Consider the following 16,897-nt stretch of genomic DNA (forward strand, 5'->3'; position numbering starts at 1 on the left):
TCTTTTGCCAGGTTTTCAACATCCAGCAGCTCCACCAATTCGGGATTATACAGTATCTATTCCTGGTCGCCCTGGTGCTTATTACTTTGGTTCAGGCATAGACCCTTTAGAGTTTAATTTACCATTAATTATAAAACCGCAGGAAAATAGATTTGAATTAGCAACATCTATTAGAAAAATGGTATCTACATTTATAGACCCTCACGGCAAGCCAAGGGTAGTAAAATTAATCTATGATTATGAACCAGATAAATATTATTTAGCGCAATACAGTGGGTCTCTTCCGATTGATCGTTATTTCAGGATGGGTAAATTCGAATTACCATTAATAGCATATGATCCACATGCTTATTCAGTTGTAGAAAGTACAGACGAAGTATTATGGGGAGATGATATTCCATTTATGTCAGACATCTTATTAGGAAATGATAATTCATCTTACACAATAGCTGAAGCACAAGCGTTAACAGTGAATAACCAAGGTATGCAGATGGTACGACCTGTAATTAAAATAAACGGAAGTGCAAATTCCCTAACTCTCGCCATAAACGGTGAGAGTTTTTCTTTAGGAACATTTTCTAATTCGAATTTTTTAATTGATGCTGAAAGATATGCAGCAACAAAAAACGGACAAAATTTTTTACTACAACTCCAAGGTGATTTAGAAAAATTAGAATTAAGCCCTGGTTCTAATGTAATAAGAATAGGCGGATACAATCTAAATATTAATATTGCATTTAAATATCGAGCGAAATATATATAAGGCGGTGAATCGAATGGCAAATGCGCCTAAATTATTACCAGGAGATAGCCTGAGAGTCGGTTATCCAAAAATAAATCATGGCATTGATAATGCAAATGAGGCATTGAATAGGTCACTTACAGCAGAATCAAATTCTAAAGGAGCTATGAATATCGCTAATGATGCAGTGATCGTTGCGAATAATGCGATACTCGAATCGAGTTCGGTGCAAGAACAGTTAAATCAAATAGTTATTGAAGGTGATTCGTCTGTAGAGTCTGCGCAAGCCAGGATTGATGCTGAAGGCGTTACGTATCCAACTTTAAAAGAACGTATTGATGCAGAGCAAAGTAAAATAAAAAGCTTGTCAAATAAAAATAAAGGCATTATAAGTTTGTTGGACTATGAAAAATACAAGGTTGCAATCGTCGAAGGATTCGATTGGACAAAATCTTTTGAAGAAGCATTTAAAAACATGAAGGAAGGATACACTTTAATACTGCCATCTGGTGAAGTTTATATCAATCCTGAATCTCCTTTTCTTATAGATCATGACTATCATGTGATAGGAGCTGGTAAACGTGCAACAAAGATTAATGTTTTAGGAGACAAAACTGTATTCCAAACCGCAAAGAAAGCGACAAGTCGTACGTACTACTTTTCTATCGAACATATGCAAATTGTTGCTAATAAAAATATTAGTCAACCTGTATTCGATTTAACAGGCGGTTCGTATTTTACAATTTCCCAAATTATTCTAACCGGTAATGAAGGAGCTGAACAATTCGGTAACGGGATTATTTTCCCAAAAGGTATGGGTTATTTTAATGGTTATATTGAACTTGATCATGTGTATGTACAAGGATTCAATTACGGAGTTTGGGGTGAAGGTAATAATGTAACCATTAAAGGTGGGTTCTATAACGGGAATAAGCAATATGGGATTTATATTACTCCTGCAAATGTTATCAATATTACTAGTATTGAAGCTTCTCGTAATAAAAAAGGCGGGATATTTCTTGATGGTAACGGATTATTCATAGATAGTAACTGGTATGAGTACAATGGAAATCGAGTGAACGAAGTATACTCGCCAAATAATGTTGAAATCCCTATTACTTCTAGAAATGTACATGTAGGCGTAGCTCAAAGGCATGATTACTCAAACGTTGGAATTGTTCATGGTCAACAAGAAGACTTTGGATACGACTATAATAGCGGCATAGGAAATGCTCATAACAGTTCATATGGGTTGATAGCTAATGGGAATTTTGATTCTTTAGATAAAGATGGTATACCAAATGGATGGCGTTTAGTTGGCACTCCTAACATTTCTTATGTTCCTGATAAAACAACACCTTCTGGGTATGGTAATGGCTTGTCTATTACATCCACAAGTGGTTCACCAAAATTTTCCCAATCAATATTTACTAATAACAATGATATAAAGAAATATAAAGGAAAAAAAATCACTTCTCATATGTACGTCCGAGTAAATGCAAGCAACCCATCAGATTATCAAAATATCCGTTTTGGGATTACAAAGGACCCATTGACATCCGGCGGATTATCATTTGGTTCTTTTCTCAATGCTCAACAAGTAACTATAGGGAAGTGGATAAAATACACATTTAAATACACTATAGTAGGTGACGAAAATCAAATTAATATAGGTTATCAACTTCAAAACTCTTGTACGATTGATATTGCTGGAGTTACAGCAATATTAGGCGAATTAAATCTTGCTAATCATGAGAAAGTTGTCACATCTGCTGGTGGTGATATTTGGACACAAGAATTTAAAATTGGCGGCAGAAGACATGGATTTGGTACAACAGCTCCAACATCAGGTGATTGGAGAGTTGGAGATATTGTTTATAACACTATCCCTGCATCCAGCGGATCTATTGGCTGGGTTTGTATTGCTACTGGAACTCCTGGCACTTGGAGAACATTCGGTGCTATTTCAAGCACATGATAGGAAATAGTGAAAAAAGCACAGCTACATGAGCCGTGCTTTTAACTTGCCTTATATTCTGCATTAAGAGTATCGCTTTTTTTCTTGGGTGATATCCCGAAAAACAAAAAATTAGTAAGGTTAGTTTTTTGAAGAAGGTAATCAATTGTTATCGGAATAATAATTCCAATAGCCGTAAAGACAACGAAATTATACGTTAAATACTGTTTGGCTACAGCATTGACTACAATATGTAAGTACATGATTGATAATGATCTTGTCCCTAAATAAGAAAGTAAAGGTAAAGATAATTTTTCCAAATGGTAACTTATAAACAAGATACTAATTACTAATGCGAATGGAATGATTAAGTCTAATAAAAAATTATTATAAATACTGTACTTCATGTCTAATTTATAATAAATAAAGCCTTTATAATCAAGTGTTACAAATACGGCACTTACAATTAAAAAGCTGAATCCAATGTAAACAGAAGATACACATTTACGAATTATATCTTTTAGGTAATACCCCATTGAATAGTATGTTAATGCTACAAAACTGATATCGATTGCCCACGGAACGGGTATTTGAATACCATCTTTTTTTGATAAAAAATAAGTGATTGCATGAGCTAAAACATATAAAGAAGCGATAAAAACAACTTTAACTTTTATTGACTTCAATTTAGTTTGTATGATAGCGAAAATAATTTGTGTAAGTAACAAGCAAGTTATAAACCAAAATGGTCCAAATATTCCTTTTAACGCTCTACCTCCGTAAACTAAACCAGCAGTTTGCTTCAAACTGTTCATAACGTTAGGAGTAATTAAAATAAATGAGATCAAAAGAATTAAAATTCCGAATGAAAAGTAAGGGATTAGTAGTTTTTTTGACTTATTAAAAGACCAAGACTTAATATCACCTTTTACGGATTTAAATAAATAACCACTGACTAAAAAGAAAAGTGGCATGTGAAACCAAAATAAATAATGTGAAAATAACTTTTCACCAGAATGACCAAAAACAACTGCAATAATGGCTATCCCTTTTGCTATATCTAACCAACGTTCGCGTTCAACTGACAAAGCATGTATACCTCCCTATTAAATTGCATGTTTTAAATGTACAATTTTTTAGTTATTTTTGGAAGCTTTTCGACTAATTATTAATAACTTTAAATCCTAGATTCAAACAAAAGGAAGGTGATATGTTGCTAAAACTTTACAACAAACAAATGCAGCTCAAGGCCTATCTTGAAAATGCATATAATATAAAGTACAGCCCGCCTCTCAATGAACTTTGGACGGCGGGTTTTTCATTGCCGTTTAATGATCCAAAGCGAGAGGAAATCGAAACTTTTGATTACGTAGAGATATTTGATAACGGTAAACGTATTGGTATGTTTCGTATTATGGACAGCGAAGAGGAAAGAGAAGTACATGAAAAAATAATAACTTATGACTGCGAGCACGTTTTGTCCACACTGATGGATAGCGTGCTTTTTGGTTATCACGAAAGAATTAATTTAACCACAAAGCAGAATATTGAGTACCTTCTTAGCAAACAAAGAATAAAGCATTGGAAACTCGGACAATGTGATTTCACAAAATATTTTTCATATAGTTGGGAAAACGAAGATACCATATTAGGTCCGATATATAGTATACCGAAGCCATTTGATGAAAAATTCCAATGGACTTGGGATGATTCGTCTTATCCTTGGACTTTAAACATTGTCCGATATTCTGAAGAAATTACGGGTGAACTTCGATACCGGAAGAATATGAAGGGTATTAAACGAAAAGTAGAAGCAAAAGATGTCATGACAAGGATTTATCCACTTGGTTATGGTGAAGGCGTTAATCAGCTTACAATCAAAAGCGTTAACAATGGTCTACCCTATATAGATGCTCCAGCTTTCGTTAGGGAATTGCATGATGGGTTTGATTACATTTGGGCCGATAGACGATTTGAAGACGCACAAACCCTTTATGCCTCAGCAAAAGCGATGTTACTAAAAGCGTGTATGCCAAAAGTTACGTATGAAATTGATGCAATTGATTATGAGTTAATTGACCCATACAAAATAGAAAAGTATGAGACTGGGAAGTTAGTTCGCTTATATGATGAAGATTTCAATATATCAGTTGATTTACGAGTAATGGACCGTCCGAAGGATGATGTCACTGGTAATCCGCTTGATGTAAAGCTTGTATTAGAAAATAAAGTAACTGATTTAGGTACGATACAAGCCGATATCGAAAAACGACAGAGAGTTAATGAAGTGTATTCTCAAGGGACAACGAATATTGATAGTCGAGATTTCCAAGATAATTGCGACCCCGATCATCCGGCTATCATTAGGTTTCAAATACCTAACGACGTTAAGAATGTGAATGAACTGTTACTGACATTTGAGATATTAAGATTTAGGGCATATGAACGTGCCATTAAAGGTGGAGGAGCCGTTGTAGGTTCGACTACAGCTGGAGGAGCTACCGTTGGTTCGACAAGCTCCGGTGGCGCTAATGTAAGTTCAACAACTTCTGGAGGAGCGACTGTTGGTTCAACGAGTGCTGGCGGTGGTACAGTGAGGGCATCAAGTGGTGGCGGTGACCATGTTCATAAGATGTTTCATGGTGGAGGAATTGTTCCTGCTGAACCTACAACAATAGGATTGTATACAGCTTTTTCTGATCCAGGAAGAAATACAGCAGCTTCATTTTACGCAAAAGGAACCGGATCTAGTTTCTATACACACGGTTCTAGCGGAGATCATACGCATGATATTTCGTTGCCAGACCATAGTCATAATATTAGTATTCCAAATCATAGCCATAACATCAGTATCCCAAACCATACGCACGACATCAGTATCCCAAATCATAAACACGATATAACCTTGCCGGACCATACACACGAAATTGAGTTTGGTATTTTCGAATTATATCAAACACCATCAAAAGTAACGATTGAAGTGGATGGAAATACATTACCGTTTGATTCAATAAGAGGACAAGATATTAATTTGATTCCGTATTTAGCGAAGGATACTGATGGTAAACTTCAACGTGGTCGTTACGTGGAGATTAAAATTACGCCAAACAGTTTAGCTAGAATAAACGCTACTGTTACAGGGAGACTCTTTATTCAGTCGAGGAGCGGTGGCACGTATTAAGATAGATTATTAAAAACATAGAAGGAGATGGAATAATATGCAAACAATCGAAATCCATACACAAGGCGGATTAAAACATAAAGTGCAAGCTGAAACATACAATGCACAGGTGCTAAATGATCAATTAAATAGTAATGACCTAATCACCGTGCTTATCGATGATTTTATTATTCAGCGAATTGATGTGAAACGTATTCTTCCAGTTAATTTACCTGTAGCAGAAGGAACTACAAAATTAGAAGTACACACAAATAGCGGGAAACCTATAGTGATCATAACAAACGATTATGACCCGATTTTCTTAAATGAGCAATTGAACAGTAATAATACAATTACAGTCGTAATTGGAGACTACATCTTCTCACGAATCGATGTGAAGCAAGTTGTCCCTGTTAAAGAGGAACCGAAAGAACCAGAGCAACCGACAGACCCAGTTACACCTCCAACAACTGAAGAACCACCAGGAGGAACTGGTGAACATACGGAAACTACAGAGCAGTTATAAGCTGGTCTTTTTATTTTGGATAAAGGAGTGAAAAGATGGATCGTATTGATGTATTAATAAAATCATTTATTTTTACCTTCGGTGGCTTCTGTGGGTATTTCTTGGGAGGGTGGGATACAACATTGAGGGTTCTACTAATCATGGCAGCTATCGACTATATCACAGGAGTAATTGCAGCAGGATTCAATGGAGAGTTAAAAAGTAAAGTAGGATTCAAAGGCATCGCCAAAAAGGTGGTGCTTTTTCTTTTGGTCGGGGCTGCTACTCAAGCTGATGCAGCCATAGGAACAAATAGCGCTATTCGTGAAGCTACAATCTTTTTCTTTATCGGAAATGAGTTGCTTTCGCTTTTAGAAAATGCAGGACGTATGGGAATACCACTTCCGCAAGTTTTGACAAATGCAGTTGAAGTTTTAGGCGGTAAACAAAAACAAGAAGATAAAAAAGGAGATGTTCAATAATGGGACAAATTATCGATATTTCGAAATGGAATGCAGGTTCAATAAAATGGGATGTAATTGGGCCACAATTAGATTTATGTATTTGCCGTGTACAATACGGTTCTAATATGATAGATCAATATTATAATGGATATGTAAAAGAATTAGAGAAACGAAATATCCCTCACGCCGCTTATGCATATGGTTGTTTTGTAAGTGTAAATGATGCGATCAAAGAAGCAGATGATTTTATGGCCCGTGTTAGCCCTAATGCTAAATTCCTAGTTTTAGATACTGAAGACGATACATTGAAATCATGTGGAGAGCAAAAGATAGCGGAAGCATCACAAGCCTTCATTAATCGTTGTAAGTCTAAAGGGTGGAAAGTTGGTTTTTATGTAAGTCACCACATGTATAATAAATACGGATTAAATAATGTAAAAGCTGATTTCCTTTGGATTCCGCGTTATGGCGGTCCGAAACCTGCTTATAAATGTGATATTTGGCAATACGCAGATGGAGAGACAGGTGGATGGCTTGATGGAATTGGAAAAGTTGATTTAAATTCTTTAGTTGGAGATAAACCATTATCTTGGTTTACAGGAGAGAAGCAGCCAGAACAACCTGTTTCTAATGGCGGATATCAATATGTTAAATCAGGTGGATTCGGTACTAACCTCGTAGAAGAAGCTATTCGAGCAATGAATGAACGAGGAACAAAAGGTAAGGTCATTGTTAATCCATTAACAGGACTGGCTTATATCGAGACCGAAGTATTACCTAATCCAGAATTAGACAAGATCACTTGGTGGATGGATACTAGACCTGCTGGCAAGTGGTGGTATGAATATATTAAAGTTAACTAATCATTTTTTAACAAAAGAATAGTTTTATGAACAAAAATTATTATCTGGTTCTATATGTAGATAATTATATATTGATTTTCATCTTTACAGATGTTAGTGTAAAGGTACCGTTTCTTATTTATCTATGAACCAGTATCTGTAGAACGAATAGATTAATTTGAAAAAATCCCCTTTTGCACCTATATGCAGAAGGGGATTTTAATATTTATGAGATTTAAAATTTACTTTTAGATAACGCTTTAAGTACTGGCTTTACAATTAAACCTATTAAACGAAAAGTTTTAAATATAGAGCGTACAACCTTCATGAAGATGCTCCCCTTAAAATAAAGGACATATCTTATTCCTTTATTTCTTTTATTGCGTTTAGTGAATCTTTAAAGTATGCCAAACCATCCATTACAGATTGTTCATACCCTTTAACCTTTTCTTTATCCCTTTCGTCTAGGCCTGAAAACATGCCGTATACTGCCTTTTGATATACAATTAAGGAATCTATCAGTCCGATTTGTAAATTTGTGTACTCCTTAGGTGGGCGAAGGGATTTTATCTTCTCAGCCTGTACTTGTACTCTATCATACTGTGCTTTTAATTCGTCTTTATTTGTTAATAGTGTTTTATCTTTTTCAATTATTGGTTTCGTTGCGCGTAATTCAGATTCAAACTTATTAGCAAGTTTATACACTGCCTCTTGATACTCTTTTATAGTACTGAATCTCGTATTGTCTTCTATCTTGTCTTCCTTTTTAATTACATCTTTCTCTTTACTTACTTCTTTTTTACTAGCTTCTTCATCTTGTATTTTCTTCTCTAACTCGTCTTTCTCTTTACTTATTTTTTCTTTACTAGCCTTTTCATCTTGTATCTTCTTTTCTAACTCGTCCTTTTCTTTATGTAGTTTATCTACTTCTTCATTTAACGATTTTATAACATCCTTATCAGATCTTGTTTCAGTTTTCTTTTCTGACTCTGCTACTTGTAAGTTATCAGTTTTCTTTTCTTTTTCTATGTCATTATTTGAACAACCTATCGCTGATAACATGATTGGAAGTGCTAAACATATTAGTTTCTTGTTTTTCATTTCTCCTACCCCTTTACTTCTTATTTTGTAGATTCCCTTTATACTCTATTGTTTACGTTTTTATACCGCTTCCTTGTTTCTTTAGCGTTTCCTTGCTTTCATTACTACTTCACTTTCTAATTCCATCATTTCAAATGTATCACCGTTAAAGGATAATACCTTGAATTCCGCATATGGTGGTAAGTCTATACCTTCTTTCTCTGAGCCATGCTCTATAAACTTCTTATACTTGAAGGTAATTTCTTTCTTAATCCCGTCATACTTCCATTCACCTATCATATGAGTTTGATCACGCTCTTCCTTGTTTTCACTCTCATACATGAGGAAAGAACCATCTTTCTTTAAGTCAAAACCTAGATTAAATTCACCATTTCGATATGTACCCCAATCAGCTACTAACTCTTTACCGTTTGCAGAGATATTAACAGTCCCTTCATCAGAGTCTTTCTTTTCTTTCTGTTTCTTATCCATTGCTTTCTGTTTTACCCCAGGATAATCTGCTTCAAAATCTTCGAATAAGGTTTCCAACAAAACAGGTCCGTAGTTTACCTCATTCATACCTTTTTCTAGTACTTCTTTTAGTCTTACAGTACCAATTCTACCGTCGCCGAGCTTTCTAATATCTTCTTCTACTCTATTTAATCCTTCTCTACTCTTTGTTACAGCTTCTTTAATGAGGTACTCCTGCTGCTCTTCATACTTTTTCGGTGGATTCATGCTTTCTAAATCATCCAATACAAGTCTCGTATCCGTAATGGCATCAATTGTAGGCTTTGTAATTGATTTACCATCTTCCATCATTGATTTAGCTTTTGCTTTTATACTATCTATTTCTTGTTGTAAGTCTAAACGTAACTCAAATGCACGATTGACATATTCTTTTTCGGATAGTTTATTTGTACTCTTTTCTTTCTTATCTATATCATCTGTAGGAAAACCTTCTGTATCGTCTTTATCAGAGGATTGTTTGTCTGTATCTGTTTTCGTTTCTTTACTGAATGAGTCTAATTGTATGTCTTTTTTCGGTTTAGACTTTTTTTCCGCTTCTTCCTGCTTAGCCGTAATAGTTGCTAATGCACCTCTTAGTTGTTTTTCAATCTCTTCATCACTATAATGCATTCTTTTCATATCTTCTATCATTTTATCTGCTTTAAACTCTTTGTCTACCTGTCTAAACTCTGATTGAGTAAGTCCGTATGTTTCTGTTGTACAAGCAGATAATAAAATGATAGGTAAAGCTAACGTTATAAGTCTTTTTGCTTTCATTATGAATCCCCCTTGATAACTAAAGCATTCTTATTTCAATGTTTTTATTGCTTCTATAAACTTGTTTGAAGCTTCGTTCGTTTGGGTTAATCCTCTCATAAACTCTTCGCTTGCTATGTTGTCTATGCTATTATATTGAATACTAATTGCATCTTGCATAGTCTTCATTGAGTCTAAAATAAGTTTATGAGTTTCTTCTTGTTTATAGGCTGGATCATGACTTGGTTTCAAGTTATCATACTTCTTTGTTACGTTTCTTAAGTATAATAGCGCGTTTTTATAACTATCTTTTGAAACACTTAAAGTGCTATCTTTAGTAACTATCGTAAACAGTTCATTCATAGCGCTTTCTAGTTCTTTGTTTAAGTCAAGTACAGAAGTTTTATAATCTACTGCTACTTGCATTTGGTTCTCCTTAACTGGAGTTTCTTTCGTTGTATCCTCTTTAATTATAGTTTCTTTCGCTGTACTATCTTCAGGGTGGTCTTTAGACATATCACAACCTACCCCCAATAACATAAGTGGAAGTGCTAAACATATTAGTTTCTTTGTTATCATTATGTATACTCCTTTTTGAAATTATTGTAATTAATTAACATATGGAACCATAACATAAATTACATAAATAAGATATATAAATTTTTGTCTTTAAGAAAGATTTTGAGTGTTTTACCAATATGAAAACGTGTATTACGGTTTTAGAGAATCCCATATCGTATGCTTTTTAAAAAATTTCCCCTTATCCCATCCTCAGTGTTTGGGATTTTTTATGCATCTAAAGGTTGAGGAACGAAATAGGAACTGACTACACAATCAATGCAATACCGTAAAATTTGTTTATTTTATTAATGAAGAATATGATATACATGCTTTGAAATGAAAATAAATTTACAGCTTGTGAAATAAACATATAATAGAAGAAAAAAGAAATATTTATATTGTCATCACCCTGTTGGCGTCAACCTCATGCGCCTAATGGCTACAAAAGACATCTACTTCGTACCATTCGGCCAAGATGCACCAGAGAAAAAACCGAACTCAATGGTAGCTCGTATGGAGTTACTTGAAGATACAGTATTAGAAGCGTTACAAGGAAAACAATTACAACCTGTTGTTGTAGAAAAATTCAGATATATGAATTAAAAAACGAAAAAAAACGTACAATTTTTGTTGAAACCATCATTCTTACTGTAGAATATGATAAAATTAACGTTATTAAGATTAGAGGGGGCATTGTGAGCTCCTTCTAATTCTAAGTTATAGAAGGATTGGTATCTAGAAAGGGGCATAGTGATGGAAAAGCAAAAAACTTTTCATGTCGCTGTAGTTGGAGCAACCGGCGCAGTTGGTGAACAAATGTTAAATACTTTAGAGAAACGAGAATTTCCAATTGGGAAGTTAACGTTACTTTCATCTAAACGATCTGCAGGTAAGAAACTTGTATTTAAAGGCGAAGAATTTACAGTTCAAGAGGCAACTCCTGAAAGTTTTGAAGGAGTAGATATTGCACTATTTAGTGCAGGTGGATCTGTATCGAAACAATTAGCGCCAGAAGCAGCAAAGCGCGGTGCAATTGTTGTTGATAATACAAGTGCATTCCGTATGACAGAAAACGTGCCACTTGTTGTACCTGAAGTAAATGAAAATGATTTAAAAGAACATAATGGTATTATTGCAAATCCAAACTGTTCTACAATTCAAATGGTAGTAGCTCTTGAGCCAGTTCGCCAGCAATATGGTTTAAAACGAGTAATCGTTTCCACATATCAAGCTGTATCAGGTGCTGGTGCGGCAGCTATTGAAGAACTTCATGAACAATCACAAGCAATCTTAAATGGTGAAGAAGTAAAGGCGAATGTTTTACCTGTATCAGGTGACGAAAAGCATTTCCAAATCGCTTTTAATGCTATTCCACAGATTGATAAATTCCAAGATAATGGATTTACATTTGAAGAAATGAAAATGATTAATGAAACGAAAAAAATTATGCATATGCCTGAATTAGAAGTAGCTGCGACATGTGTACGTTTACCAGTTGTATCGGGTCATTCCGAGTCTGTGTACATTGAAGTAGATAAAGAAGGCGTAACAGTAGAAGAAATGAAAAACTTACTTGCAAATGCAGAAGGTATTGTATTGCAAGATAATCCAGCAGAGCAGTTATATCCAATGCCAGCTACTGCAGTAGGTAAAAACGAAGTATTCGTTGGAAGAATCCGTAAAGATTTAAATAATGATAAAGGATTCCATCTTTGGGTCGTATCTGATAACTTATTAAAAGGCGCTGCATGGAATTCTGTTCAAATTGCAGAGCGCTTAGTAAAATTACAATTAGTGTAAACGGCTAAGAGAAGGTGCAAAATATGAAAATTATTGTTCAAAAATTTGGTGGAACATCAGTACGTGATGACAATGGGCGTAAGCATGCGCTTCACCATATAAAAAAATCGTTAGCTGCTGGTTATAAAGTAGTTACTGTCGTATCAGCAATGGGCCGTAAAGGTGAACCGTATGCAACTGATACGTTATTAAGTCTTGTAAATCAAGAGGAATCTAATATTTCTAAACGTGAGCAAGATTTATTATTATCATGCGGAGAATTAATCTCAGCAATTGTTTTCTCTAACATGTTGAATGAGAATGGTATAAAAGCAGCAGCATTAAATGGTGCACAAGCTGGTTTTGTAACGAATAATGACTTTACGAATGCTAAGATTATTGAAATGAATTGCGATCGTATACATGAAGAGTTACAAAATGTAGATGTTATCGTCGTGACTGGATTCCAAGGTCAAACGAAAAATGGAGATACGACAACACTTGGACGCGGAGGTAGTGATACTTCAGCTTCAGCATTAGGTGTTGCGCTTCATGCTGAATATATCGATATCTTCACAGATGTTGAAGGTGTTATGACTGCGGATCCTCGTATCGTAAAAGATGCGCGTCATCTTCAAACTGTAACATATAACGAGATTTGTAACATGGCTTATCAAGGTGCGAAAGTTGTTCATCCGCGTGCGGTTGAAATTGCGATGCATGCAAAAGTACCACTTCGTGTACGTTCTACGTATTCTGATAGTGAAGGTACGCTTATTGCGGCATATGATGGTGCTACAAAAGGGCAGGATGTAGAAGAACGTCCTGTTACAGGGATTGCCCATGTGTCAAACGTAACGCAAATTAAAGTGCTTGCAAAAGAAACTGCATATGATTTACAACAACACGTGTTTAAAGAAATGGCTAATGAAGGGATTAGTGTGGACTTAATTAACATTTCTCCTACCGGTGTAGCTTACACAGTAAAGGATAGTGTATCAGCGCGTGCAGTTGAGGTTTTAAAGCAACTTGGATATGATCCAGTTGTGACAGAGCATTGTGCGAAGGTTTCTATCGTTGGTGCTGGAATGGCAGGTATTCCAGGGGTTACAGCGAAAATTGTCACAGCTTTAGCGGAAAAAGGTATTCAAATTCTGCAATCAGCAGATAGTCATACGACAATTTGGGTTCTTGTAAAAGAAGCCGATTTAGTGGAGGCTGTGAATGCATTACATAGTGCATTTGAGCTTTCAAAAGAAAAGCAACTGGAACAATAAGGAGTGAGATCATGATAGATTTTGGGACAATTGCAACCGCGATGGTAACACCGTTTGATAAAAACGGTAATATCGATTTTGCAAAGACAACGAAATTGGTAAATTATTTAATTGATAACGGTACAACAGCAATCGTGGTAGGAGGAACGACTGGAGAATCTCCTACATTAACATCAGAAGAAAAAGTAGCGTTATATCGCCATGTCGTATCTGTTGTCGATAAAAGGGTGCCCGTAATCGCTGGAACAGGTAGCAATAATACGCATGCTTCTGTTGATTTAACAAAAAAGGCAACTGAAGTTGGTGTTGATGCAGTTATGCTAGTGGCACCGTATTATAATAAACCGAGTCAAGAAGGGATGTACCAGCACTTTAAAACAATCGCTGAAAGCACTCCGCTTCCGGTAATGCTATATAATGTTCCAGGACGATCTATTGTACAAATCTCCGTTGATACAGTTGTTCGTTTATCAGAAATAGAAAACATTGTTGCGATTAAAGATGCAGGCGGCGATGTATTAACAATGACAGAAATCATTGAAAAAACAGCGGACGACTTTGCAGTATACAGCGGTGATGATGGTTTAACATTACCAGCTATGGCAATTGGAGCAAAAGGTATTGTTTCTGTAGCATCTCATGTTATTGGGAATGAAATGCAAGAAATGATTGCTGCATTCCAAGCTGGAGAGTTCAAAAAAGCGCAGAAATTACATCAATTACTAGTAAAAGTAACGGATGCACTATTTATGGCGCCAAGCCCAACACCAGTAAAAACAGCATTACAAATGGTGGGATTAGATGTAGGTTCTGTACGTTTGCCACTTCTTCCATTAACGGAAGAAGAAAGAATAACGTTACAATCCGTAATGCAATCTATTCCTCGTTAATAAAAATGACCTAGTGTGAAACTAGGTCATTTTTATTTTGATTAACTATATGTAAGTGGTGAAAATTAGCTATAGTTAATAGGCTGTAATAAGAAGGGGATGGCAGAGTGTAGGATTAGTTAGAAACGGATTACAGAGATAAGATTTTTTTAGTGGATATCGTTTCATGTTTATGTAAAGAACGCACATGAATATTTTTCCATTAAACTCTTATTACGTAGGAAAAATAGTGAGTATGATATGAAAATCCCCCCCGAAAATTACGGCCTCACTTTAGCGTCTTCTCTTGTCTTTCGTATAATTTAACTTGTGTTCTATTTCTTGTATCAGGTATAATATGGCTAAGTAGCTTAGTACGGGTATGCTTAGCAAAATTGGTAAAAATTACGATTCAATGAAATTTTCATATCATATCGAATAAGATATTTGATTTATATAATGAAAGAGAGGTGAAACCTGGTTTAAAAAATTAACAAGGACATGATATCGCATAACGGTAAGGACATTCGTCTTGGACGGTGAATATATGGTGGTTGTAGAGTTTCCCCTGGTGTCTCTGCAATTTTAGTGAAATCAGTGTTTGCAAGATTTTTAAACCAGGCAACAACATGAAGAGAAAAGAGAATGAGTCTGTTAAAGTATTTGCTCTTGGCGGAGTAGGTGAAATCGGAAAAAACATGTACTGTGTTGAAATTGATTCTGAAATCTTTATTGTAGATGCAGGATTGATGTTCCCGGGAGATGAAATGTTTGGGATTGATATTGTTATTCCTGACATTACATATTTAGTAGAAAATCAAGAGCGAGTAAAAGGACTATTTATTACCCATGGTCATGAAGATCATATTGGTGGAATTGTTTATGTGCTTCGTAAATTATCTATTCCAGTATATGCGACGAAATTAACGGTAGGACTTATACAAGAAAAGCTTGGCGAAGCAGGAATGTTAGGTCGTGTAGACTTAAAAACAATTGACTCGAATTCAACAGTAGAGTTTAATTCAACAACTGTGTCATTCTTCGGAACGACACATAGTATTCCGGATTCTGTGGGTGTTTGTTTCCATACATCAAAAGGTGCTGTAGTATATACAGGAGACTTTAAATTTGATCAAACTCCAATCGGAAATAGTGGAGCAGATCTTGGGAAAATGGCGCAAATTGGAAATGAAGGCGTACTTTGCTTGTTATCTGATAGTACAAACGCTGAACGTCCTGGTTATACAGGTTCGGAAAAAGAAGTTGGTATAGAGATTTCTAAAGTGTTCTATAGTTCAGAAGGACGTATTATCGTTGCTTCATTTGCCTCCAATGTACATCGTATTCAACAAGTGTTTGATGCAGCTGCTGAAACTGGAAGGAAGGTAGCGGTAGTAGGACGTAGCATGGTGAAAGTGGTAGATATTGCGAGACGTCTTGGTTATTTAGATGTTCCAGAAGGTATGGTTATTTCATTACAAGAAATAGACAATTTCCCGGAAAAAAAGGTAGCTATTTTAACGACTGGTAGTCAAGGGGAACCGATGGCAGCCCTTTCTAGAATGGCGAAGCAAGCTCACAAACAAATTTCAATTCGTAAAGGTGATACTGTTATTATTGCAGCTTCTCCAATTCCAGGAAATGAAATATCTGTATCAAAAATTATTGACTTGTTATTTAGAGCTGGTGCTGAGGTTATTTATTACGGTGAAAGAAAAGTTCACGTTTCAGGTCACGGTAGCCAAGAAGAATTAAAGCTGATGATAAATTTAATGAAGCCGAAGTATTTTGTACCCGTACATGGTGAGTTCCGTATGCAAAAAGCACATGCATATTTAGCGGAAGATGTAGGTATTACGAGAGAGAATATCTTTATCGTAGAAAAAGGTGATGTAATTGCTTTTGGTGACGATGAAGCAAAGTTAGCTGGTAAAGTGCAAGCTGGCAATGTTTTAATTGATGGATTAGGTGTAGGTGACGTCGGTAACATCGTTCTTCGAGATAGAAAGATGTTATCTCAAGATGGAATTTTAGTTGTTGTTGTAACACTAGGTAAGGATGAAAAGAAAATAATCTCTGGTCCAGAAATTATTTCACGCGGCTTTGTATATGTTCGTGAATCAGAAGCATTAATCGAACGATCCACAGATATTGTACGTATGATTGTTGAACAATCAATTAAAGAGTATACAATTGAATGGTCTATGCTGAAACAAAATATTCGTGAATTATTAGGGCAGTTCTTGTACGAAGAAACGAAGAGAAAGCCAATGATTTTACCGATTATTATGGAAGTATAAAGAAGGTCACCTTTACAGGTGATCTTTTTCTTTTTTAACCCTATCGAATGAAATTTATAACTTAAGAAATAATAGTTATATACGAGTGAAAGGGG

At 35.4% G+C, this 16,897-nt stretch carries 14 protein-coding genes and 1 pseudogene; 11 read left to right on the forward strand and 4 right to left on the reverse strand.

All coding sequences use genetic code 11. The features are described 5' to 3' along the window. Both ACFWDE_RS18390 and ACFWDE_RS18395 read left to right on the forward strand, forming a co-directional pair. A partial coding sequence (locus ACFWDE_RS18390; RefSeq protein WP_377893801.1) for a phage tail family protein occupies positions 1-763 on the forward strand: 763 nt, incomplete at its 5' end. Between the two features lie 13 nt (positions 764-776). Then, a complete protein-coding gene (locus ACFWDE_RS18395) occupies positions 777-2,720 on the forward strand; it encodes a hypothetical protein (protein ID WP_377893802.1) in 1,944 nt (647 codons plus the stop codon). 41 nt (positions 2,721-2,761) lie between these two features. Here ACFWDE_RS18395 and ACFWDE_RS18400 read toward each other — a convergent pair whose 3' ends face one another. Further along, positions 2,762-3,787, reverse strand: coding sequence for an acyltransferase family protein (locus ACFWDE_RS18400; protein ID WP_377893804.1), 1,026 nt, complete (start codon positions 3,785-3,787; stop codon positions 2,762-2,764). Positions 3,788-3,909: 122 nt separating this feature from the next. Here ACFWDE_RS18400 and ACFWDE_RS18405 point away from each other — a divergent pair, with 122 nt between their 5' ends. From ACFWDE_RS18405 to ACFWDE_RS18420, 4 genes are read left to right on the forward strand one after another with little or no spacing between them, the layout of a single operon-like run. After that, positions 3,910-5,880 (forward strand): phage tail spike protein, encoded by a 1,971-nt coding sequence (locus ACFWDE_RS18405; RefSeq protein WP_377893805.1) that lies wholly within the window; start codon positions 3,910-3,912, stop codon positions 5,878-5,880. Positions 5,881-5,917: 37 nt separating this feature from the next. Further along, positions 5,918-6,385, forward strand: a complete 468-nt coding sequence (locus ACFWDE_RS18410) for a hypothetical protein (protein WP_377893807.1) — start codon at positions 5,918-5,920, stop codon at positions 6,383-6,385. A 35-nt stretch (positions 6,386-6,420) separates the two neighbouring features. Next, entirely contained in the window at positions 6,421-6,846 is a 426-nt protein-coding gene (locus tag ACFWDE_RS18415; protein WP_377893809.1) for a phage holin family protein, read from the forward strand. After that, a complete protein-coding gene (locus tag ACFWDE_RS18420) occupies positions 6,846-7,691 on the forward strand; it encodes an N-acetylmuramoyl-L-alanine amidase C-terminal domain-containing protein (RefSeq protein WP_377893811.1) in 846 nt (281 codons plus the stop codon). The genes ACFWDE_RS18415 and ACFWDE_RS18420 overlap by 1 nt, the downstream gene beginning before the upstream one ends. A gap of 339 nt (positions 7,692-8,030) precedes the next feature. On the opposite strand, the gene ACFWDE_RS18425 is transcribed toward ACFWDE_RS18420, so the two are convergent. The 3 genes from ACFWDE_RS18425 to ACFWDE_RS18435 form a co-directional block, all read right to left on the reverse strand. Further along, entirely contained in the window at positions 8,031-8,771 is a 741-nt protein-coding gene (locus ACFWDE_RS18425; protein WP_377893812.1) for a DUF7018 domain-containing (lipo)protein, read from the reverse strand. Positions 8,772-8,852: 81 nt separating this feature from the next. Continuing rightward, complete coding sequence (locus tag ACFWDE_RS18430) at positions 8,853-10,037, reverse strand: DUF3994 domain-containing protein (protein ID WP_377893813.1); 1,185 nt, start codon at positions 10,035-10,037, stop codon at positions 8,853-8,855. A 30-nt stretch (positions 10,038-10,067) separates the two neighbouring features. Then, positions 10,068-10,532 (reverse strand): hypothetical protein, encoded by a 465-nt coding sequence (locus tag ACFWDE_RS18435; RefSeq protein WP_377893815.1) that lies wholly within the window; start codon positions 10,530-10,532, stop codon positions 10,068-10,070. Between the two features lie 459 nt (positions 10,533-10,991). On the opposite strand from ACFWDE_RS18435, the pseudogene spoVFB reads away from it, so the two are divergent. From spoVFB to ACFWDE_RS18460, 5 genes and pseudogenes are all read left to right on the forward strand, one after another. After that, positions 10,992-11,180, forward strand: a pseudogene (gene spoVFB / locus ACFWDE_RS18440) (dipicolinate synthase subunit B); the annotation flags it as partial. 150 nt (positions 11,181-11,330) lie between these two features. Next, on the forward strand, positions 11,331-12,377 hold the full coding sequence (asd, locus tag ACFWDE_RS18445) for an aspartate-semialdehyde dehydrogenase (RefSeq protein WP_002014577.1): 1,047 nt from the start codon (positions 11,331-11,333) through the stop codon (positions 12,375-12,377). A 23-nt stretch (positions 12,378-12,400) separates the two neighbouring features. Next, on the forward strand, positions 12,401-13,633 hold the full coding sequence (gene dapG / locus ACFWDE_RS18450) for an aspartate kinase (protein ID WP_002137918.1): 1,233 nt from the start codon (positions 12,401-12,403) through the stop codon (positions 13,631-13,633). Between the two features lie 11 nt (positions 13,634-13,644). Continuing rightward, positions 13,645-14,523 carry a 4-hydroxy-tetrahydrodipicolinate synthase gene (gene dapA / locus ACFWDE_RS18455; RefSeq protein WP_002014579.1) on the forward strand — a complete coding sequence of 293 codons (879 nt, stop codon included), beginning with the start codon at positions 13,645-13,647 and terminating at the stop codon, positions 14,521-14,523. Positions 14,524-15,131: 608 nt separating this feature from the next. Next, complete coding sequence (locus ACFWDE_RS18460) at positions 15,132-16,802, forward strand: ribonuclease J (RefSeq protein WP_377893819.1); 1,671 nt, start codon at positions 15,132-15,134, stop codon at positions 16,800-16,802. Positions 16,803-16,897: the final 95 nt, after the last annotated feature.

Source organism: Bacillus sp. NPDC060175 (genome assembly GCF_042728695.1).
In the GTDB taxonomy this organism is placed as follows: Bacteria; Bacillota; Bacilli; order Bacillales; family Bacillaceae_G; genus Bacillus_A.